At 44.4% G+C, this 7,246-nt stretch carries 6 protein-coding genes; 2 read left to right on the forward strand and 4 right to left on the reverse strand.

Translation table 11 applies throughout. The features are described from left to right. Together B2Y23_RS00190 and B2Y23_RS00195 are read right to left on the reverse strand one after the other, a co-directional pair. A partial coding sequence (locus B2Y23_RS00190) for an MFS transporter (protein ID WP_291368322.1) occupies positions 1-912 on the reverse strand: 912 nt, incomplete at its 3' end. A gap of 148 nt (positions 913-1,060) precedes the next feature. After that, complete coding sequence (locus B2Y23_RS00195; RefSeq protein WP_291368324.1) at positions 1,061-2,146, reverse strand: DUF475 domain-containing protein; 1,086 nt, start codon at positions 2,144-2,146, stop codon at positions 1,061-1,063. A gap of 237 nt (positions 2,147-2,383) precedes the next feature. On the opposite strand from B2Y23_RS00195, the gene tenA reads away from it, so the two are divergent. Beyond that, entirely contained in the window at positions 2,384-3,055 is a 672-nt protein-coding gene (gene tenA / locus B2Y23_RS00200; RefSeq protein ID WP_291368326.1) for a thiaminase II, read from the forward strand. 264 nt (positions 3,056-3,319) lie between these two features. On the opposite strand, the gene B2Y23_RS00205 is transcribed toward tenA, so the two are convergent. Together B2Y23_RS00205 and B2Y23_RS00210 are read right to left on the reverse strand one after the other, a co-directional pair. After that, entirely contained in the window at positions 3,320-3,661 is a 342-nt protein-coding gene (locus B2Y23_RS00205; RefSeq protein ID WP_291368328.1) for a GlpM family protein, read from the reverse strand. A gap of 64 nt (positions 3,662-3,725) precedes the next feature. Next, the gene (locus B2Y23_RS00210; RefSeq protein ID WP_291368330.1) at positions 3,726-4,079 is read right to left on the reverse strand and encodes a DUF1304 domain-containing protein; all 354 of its coding nucleotides are present in this window, start codon (positions 4,077-4,079) and stop codon (positions 3,726-3,728) included. A gap of 256 nt (positions 4,080-4,335) precedes the next feature. Between B2Y23_RS00210 and uvrA the strand changes: the two genes are divergently transcribed. After that, positions 4,336-7,167, forward strand: coding sequence for an excinuclease ABC subunit UvrA (gene uvrA, locus B2Y23_RS00215; RefSeq protein ID WP_291368332.1), 2,832 nt, complete (start codon positions 4,336-4,338; stop codon positions 7,165-7,167). Positions 7,168-7,246 lie beyond the last annotated feature (79 nt).

Below are 7,246 nucleotides of genomic sequence, written 5' to 3' on the forward strand. Positions count from 1 at the left end.
CAAACCTGCCAGTAAGATATATTTGGATTCATAGCCAAAAATCAGCACCAGTAAACCCAGAATAATTCCGCCAATGGCAGTCAGGAAAATGCCGCGCATTTTGCGATATTTTTCCGCCAATATAATGCTGGGAAAAGCAAAAAACAGGCTAATCACCAGCAAGGGTAAATACACCAGACCATGACTGGACAAGGGAATATCAGCAAACTTTATCAGTTGCGATGGCATATAAATAAACATCGCGGTGAGCAACAAATGCAGCGCAAATACCGAAACATGCAGGCGGTTTAAATCGCCCATTTTCAGTACCTGTTGCAGTTGTGCGAGATAACCTTGCTGATAGTTTTTATGATGACGGGTGACTTTAGGCACCAGTAATAACATGGAAATTGCCGCCAGACCCATCAGCGTCGTTACCCAGAACAGTCCGGAAATGCCGACCAGACTGGTGAGCCACGGCCCCAGACTAAAGGCGACCATAAAGGATACGCCAATGCTCATCCCCATTACCGCCATGGCTTTACTGCGCTGCTCTTCACGGGTGACATCGGCCAGTAATGCCATGACTACTGCAGAAACCGCACCGCCACCAGCAATCGCACGGCCAATGATGACGCCATAAATGGTCTCGGACATCGCCGCAATTGCACCACCGAGTGCAAACAGCAACAAGCCTAAAATGACCAAGGGCTTACGGCTAAAACGGTCTGCCAGCAGGCTAAAAGGAATTTGCAAAATGGCTTGGGTTAAACCATATATCCCTACCGCCAAACCAATCAGCGCAGGTGTTGCCCCTTGATATGACTGCCCTGCCACAGAAAATACAGGAATAATCATGAACAAACCCAACATACGCAGGGCAAAAATACTGCTTAAGGCAAAGGTTGAACGGCGTTCTAAAGCATTCATCATATCAATAAGCTTAGGTTTATAAGTTTAATTTCGATGGGCTATCCTACAACATTCATGTTCTGGATGCTGATTTATTCAAGGACCAGCCATCATAAAAAAGGGCACATTTTCATGCGCCCCTATTGTAACCGTTTTTCTTAAAAAACCATTAACCGATCCGTTCTTGACGCTTGCTATATTGAATGGAAGCAATAATTGCCCAGACAATAAAGGCCACACCAATTAAACCTGTCACTACTTCCGGTATATGTACACCCGTACCACTGGCCAGCATAATGAAGGCTAAGGCACCAATGGCATAATGCGCGCCGTGCTCAAGGTAAATGTAAGCATCCAATGTCCCTTTTTCCACCAGATAAATAGTCATTGAACGCACGAACATGGCACCAATCGCCAGACCGAGCATAATGATGACTACATCCGAAGTAATGGCAAAAGCACCAATCACCCCATCAAAACTGAAGGATGCATCCAGTACTTCAAGGTAAATGAAACCACCAAAACCGGCTTTAATCACACCTGTAGATGCACCACTGGCATCATGTGCCACAGCATTGCCCTGTTCATCAATTTCAGGTTCACCGCCTAACAAGTGGCTCAACACCTGAACCCCAACGTAGACCACAATCCCCCAGATTCCGGCCATGGTCACGGCTAAACGTGCAGCTTCTTCTACATTGGCTGCCATGATCAGCAAGCCAATTAAAGCCAGAAATACCGACATGGCAGGAACGTTAGCCAGATTGGATAAACGTGCTTCCAGCCATCTAAACCAGTGAGTATCTTTTTCGCTGTCCAGGAAGAAATTCAGGAACACCAGCAGCAGGAATGCGCCACCAAATGCTGCAATTTCAGCATGATGCGCCATTAACTTTTCGGAGTAGCTGATCGGATCATTCAAGGCCATTTTCACAACTTCGAACATGCCCATGTCCGCGGTCACGGCAACAATGACAATCGGGAATACCAGACGCATACCAAATACAGCAATGATGATACCGACGGTTAAGAAAATCATTTTCCAGAAATGATCCCAGCCACGCAGTACCGAAGCATTAACCACGGCATTGTCGAAAGAAAGTGACACTTCCATCACTGCGAGAATGGCAGTAATGGTCAATGCCGTGAACATGGTCTTTAAACCTGCTTCCGGGCCATGCGTAAAGCCCCAGTATGCAGATATAGCCAGACACACGATCGTAAAAATGATTGAGAAACCAAAATGTTTCATCATGATAGATCGACCTATAGATAGATATTTATATCGGGTGAATTCGGTAAAACTTAACAAGAGCGCTTAAGATTTTATGCGCACAATTATGACGGCTTTTTACTATTAAGCCAAAGTTCTTCGTATGATTTTTTTGAAGATAAATACACTATTTTCGCCGCTGGATATCTTCACCCGAAAACTCTTGTTATAGTCCCGCCTTCTGTAAATTCTTCTTTTTAATATCGACAGGATGATGACATGAGCTTTTCTCAAGATGTATGGCAGCAAAATTTAGCTTTATATCAAAAAACTTTAGCCCTGCCATTTAATCAGGAACTTGCACAAGGTACTTTAAGCAAAGACGTTTTTAGTCATTATGTGATTCAGGATGCACATTATTTACTGGCCTATGGTCGTGCCCTTGCGGTTTGTGCAGCCAAAGCCTTTACTGCTGAAGAGGTGATTCAGTTTGCCGATGCCGCCAAGATTGCCATTGTGGTGGAACGCAGCCTGCATGATGATTTTATGCAAGCATTTGAGATTAGCAAAGAAGAATTTAGAACCACAGCACTGACTTTGGCTTGCCATCATTACACTTCATTTTTAACTGCAACAGCCTGGTCTGAAAGCTATCCGGTGATATTGGCTGCTTTACTGCCGTGTTTCTGGATTTATGCTGAAGTCGGTAAAGCCATTGTAGACAATTCGATTGAAAATAATCCTTATCAGGCCTGGATTAATACCTATGCCGGTGAAGAATTTAATCAGGCCGTCAGTCAGGTCATTGCCACGGTAGATCGAGTCGCAGCACGCTGTGATGCCGATACTTTAGAGAAAATGCATCACGCTTATACTACAGCGGCTAAACTGGAATGGCTGTTCTGGGATAGTGCTTATGATCAAAGACAGTGGTTAGGTTTGGATGATTAATCCAAAATACCTATTTCTTTTCGGCGGAGTCTTACAGCTATAACATAAATTGAAACAGCTCATTCGTTACTTTGGTTTCGCCCAAAGTAACCAAAGGCATTTGCCATTCGCAAAACTCGTCGATTACCGAAAAATATAAAATTTTTCGCAGAAACATTATTTATTAAATCTTGCGGTGTATACACCTTATACCTCGAACAGTTGCGAATGGCTCTTCCACGATAGCAAATATTTTTGATGCTTTAATTTTTGTTTATTAAATCATTACTGCTGAAACATCTGCCAGCCATAAATCAGTCCCGCCGCAGCCACAATCCAGCAAAGCGTTGCTATACCTAGGCATGACCACATCGACATTTTGGTGGCCAGCATATAAACCAACAACAAATAAATGAAATATGGAATTAAAGACCATAAACCAAATAATGCCGTTTTACGCAAAGCTTCTGCACCCTGCTGCTGAGACACAATCACATGCGCAATCAGGGCAAATGTCGGAAAAAGCGGCACCAGACCGGCAATATAAAAAGCTTTACTCCTGGAAAGGATAGAAATAATTAAAACAACGGCTGCCCCTAAACTACATTTTAAAAATAAAGCCAGCATCCCTATCCATCCGAACAGATCAATTGATTGAATCGCATAGTCTACGCCGCAAACTATCTTTTTCTTACATTAAATTCATCACAATCAAGGCAATCAAAGCCGGTACAGCCTGAATATAAATAATCTTTTTACTGGCGGTGATACCACCATAAATCCCGGCAACCAAAACACAGCCTAAAAAGAAGTTGGCCAGTGCCATAGCATAGGTATCCGGTGCAAATAGCGACCAGATTAACCCGGCTGCCAAGAAACCATTATAGAGCCCCTGATTTTGCGCTAGAACTTTGGTGAGTTTTGCCTTTTCTGCATTATTGCCAAAGGCTTTCATGCCCATGGGTTTATCCCACAGGAACATTTCAAGCACCAGGAAATAAACATGCAGTAACGCAATCAGTGTGATTAAAATCTTGGCGATCATTGTTTTAATTCCCTTTTTATTTTCCTGCTATTGTGCGATGAGTTTTCTTTTTTAGCGATACATTCTTAAACATGATTCACATTAAAAGTAAATGATTTAGACTTGTCCCTTTCCGAAAAGCTCGCTACAGTCTTCTAAACTTTAAGTAAATTGATTTAGCGACACAATATGTCGTTAAAAAATGATTTTATTCAACTTGAACAAAATTAAATCGCTATCATATATAACCTTCAATCTGCAATTACCGAGATGTTTTATGAGTCAAAGTCATATCCGTATTCGAGGCGCACGTACCCATAACTTAAAAAATGTGTCACTCGATATTCCACGCGACAAGTTCGTGGTCATTACGGGACTCTCAGGCTCTGGTAAATCTTCCTTAGCATTTGACACGTTATATGCTGAAGGTCAGCGCCGTTATGTGGAATCACTGTCTGCTTATGCACGCCAGTTCCTTTCGCAAATGGAAAAACCAGAAGTCGATTCTATTGAAGGTTTAAGCCCGGCAATTGCAATTGAACAGAAATCTACCAGCCATAACCCGCGTTCAACTGTGGGAACAATCACCGAAATTTACGACTATTTACGTCTTTTATATGCCCGTGTCGGGACACCGTATTGCCCTGAACATGACCTGCCGATGGTGGCACAAACCATTTCAGAAATGGTGGATGCGGTTAAGGGCTTAGAAGAAGGTACCGCTTTAATGCTGCTTGCCCCTGTGGTACGTGAGCGTAAAGGTGAATACACTCATCTGTTTGAACAACTGCAGAGTCAGGGTTTTGTCCGTGCGCGTGTGGATGGTGAAATTGTTGAAATTGACACTCCACCGGAACTGGACAAAAAGAAAAAACATACCATTGAAGTGGTGGTCGACCGTTTTAAAGTCCGTGATGATTTGGGTAACCGGATTGCTGAATCTTTTGAAACCGCACTGCGCCTAGGCGGTGACATCGCGATTTTATCGTGGATGAAAGACGAACAGGCGGATCGTGTATTTTCTGCCAAGCACTCATGTCCTGAATGCGACCGTGCTGTAGCGGAACTGGAACCGCGCCTGTTCTCATTCAACAATCCATTTGGTGCCTGCCCGGTATGTGATGGCTTGGGTACGCGTAGTCATTTTAGTGCAGACAAACTGATTCCAAATAATGAAGTTTCCATCAGCCAGGGTGCAATTCGTGGTTGGGACCGTCAACGCCCCTATTACTACAGCATGATTGAAAAAGTCGCAGCACATTTTGGCTTTTCTTTAGATACGCCGTGGAATGAACTGGATGCCGATACCAAAAAGAAATTTCTGTATGGTACCGGTAAAGAAAAAGTCGATTTAAGTTATATCGATGAACGTGGCCGCAAACATAATCGTGTCATGCCTTTTGAAGGCATCTTGCCGCATCTGGAACGTCGTTACCGTGAAACGGAATCGAATTATGTCCGTGATGATTTGGCCCAGTATCTTTCCAATGCAGCCTGTGATGCCTGTGGCGGTTCACGTCTGAATGAAATCTCGCGGAACGTTCGGGTCAAAGACAAGACCATCGCACAAATTACCAAAATGTCGATTGGCGATGCCGAAAGTTACTATCAGGATTTAAACCTTGAAGGTGCCAAAGGCGAAATTGCCGATAAAATTTTCAAGGAAATTCGTGAACGTCTGCACTTTCTGGTTTCAGTGGGTTTGAACTACTTAAGTCTATCGCGCTCTGCCGAAACCCTTTCAGGCGGTGAAGCACAGCGGATCCGTCTGGCTTCACAAATTGGTGCCGGTCTGATGGGTGTGATGTACGTGCTGGATGAACCCTCAATCGGCCTGCATCAACGCGATAACGATCGTTTGCTTGAAACCCTGGTTCGCTTACGTGATTTGGGCAATACCGTACTCGTGGTCGAGCATGATGAAGATGCGATTCGTGCCGCTGACCATATTATTGATATTGGTCCGGGTGCAGGCGTGCATGGTGGATATGTAATTGCCGAAGGGACTTATGATGAGCTGGCAGCCAATGAAAACTCGCTGACCGGTCAATATCTTTCAGGCAAGTTAAAAATTGAAGTGCCGAAAAAACGTGTTGAGCCACCGAAACCGGAAGAGCAAATCAAGCTGATGGGTGCTGCCGGTCACAACTTGCAGAATGTCGATTTAACCATTCCTCTAGGGGTGATGACTTGTGTCACCGGTGTATCGGGTTCAGGTAAATCAACCTTGATTAACCGTACCCTGTTACCGCTTGCCGCAACGCAATTGAATGGTGCGACTACTTTAACCGCTGAAAAGTTTGATTCGATTGATGGTCTGCAATTCCTCGATAAAGTCGTGGATATTGACCAAAGCCCGATTGGACGTACGCCACGTTCTAACCCTGCGACCTATACCGGACTGTTCACCCCGATTCGTGAATTATTCGCCCAAACCCCGGAAGCCAAAGCCCGTGGTTATGCCGCAGGCCGTTTCTCGTTTAACGTGAAAGGCGGTCGCTGTGAAGCCTGTGAAGGTGATGGCATGATCAAGGTCGCCATGCATTTCTTGCCGGATATGTATGTGCCGTGTGATGCCTGTCATGGCAAACGCTATAACCGTGAAACGTTGGAAGTTGGCTATAAAGGTAAAAACATTTCCGACGTGTTAGAGATGACCGTTGAAGATGCGATGCATTTCTTTGACGCCATTCCAGTGATTCACCGTCGTTTGGAAACTTTGACTCAAGTTGGATTGGGTTATATCCGTTTGGGTCAGTCTGCAACGACTTTGTCTGGTGGTGAAGCACAACGTGTGAAACTAGCACGTGAGCTTGCAAAACGGGATACAGGTAAAACCTTATATGTCCTGGATGAACCGACCACAGGTCTGCATTTCCATGATATTGCCAAGCTGCTGGATATTCTGCATCAGCTGCGTGATAAGGGTAATACCATTGTGGTGATTGAGCATAATCTGGATGTAATTAAAACGGCCGACTGGGTGATTGACCTTGGCCCTGAAGGTGGTGCCGGTGGCGGTATGATTATTGCCGAAGGTACACCTGAACAGGTAGTGAAATCGAAGGTTTCACATACGGCGAAGTTCTTGAAGCCGTTGTTGAAATAAATAATCTTCCCCCCTCTTACAGGACAGTGCTCCTCATCTTTTAAAAGATGAGGAATTCCCTCCTTTTATAAAGGAGGGT

The sequence above is a fragment of the Acinetobacter sp. UBA5934 genome, from assembly GCF_002430855.1.
GTDB lineage: Bacteria > Pseudomonadota > Gammaproteobacteria > Pseudomonadales > Moraxellaceae > Acinetobacter.

Excerpts from the sequence above, each read along its gene's own strand:
- B2Y23_RS00195 (WP_291368324.1), bottom strand. The coding sequence starts at position 2,146 with ATGATGAAACATTTTGGTTTCTCAATCATTTTTACGATCGTGTGTCTG.
- tenA (WP_291368326.1), top strand. The coding sequence starts at position 2,384 with ATGAGCTTTTCTCAAGATGTATGGCAGCAAAATTTAGCTTTATATCAA.
- B2Y23_RS00205 (WP_291368328.1), bottom strand. The coding sequence starts at position 3,661 with ATGCTGGCTTTATTTTTAAAATGTAGTTTAGGGGCAGCCGTTGTTTTA.
- B2Y23_RS00210 (WP_291368330.1), bottom strand. The coding sequence starts at position 4,079 with ATGATCGCCAAGATTTTAATCACACTGATTGCGTTACTGCATGTTTAT.
- uvrA (WP_291368332.1), top strand. The coding sequence starts at position 4,336 with ATGAGTCAAAGTCATATCCGTATTCGAGGCGCACGTACCCATAACTTA.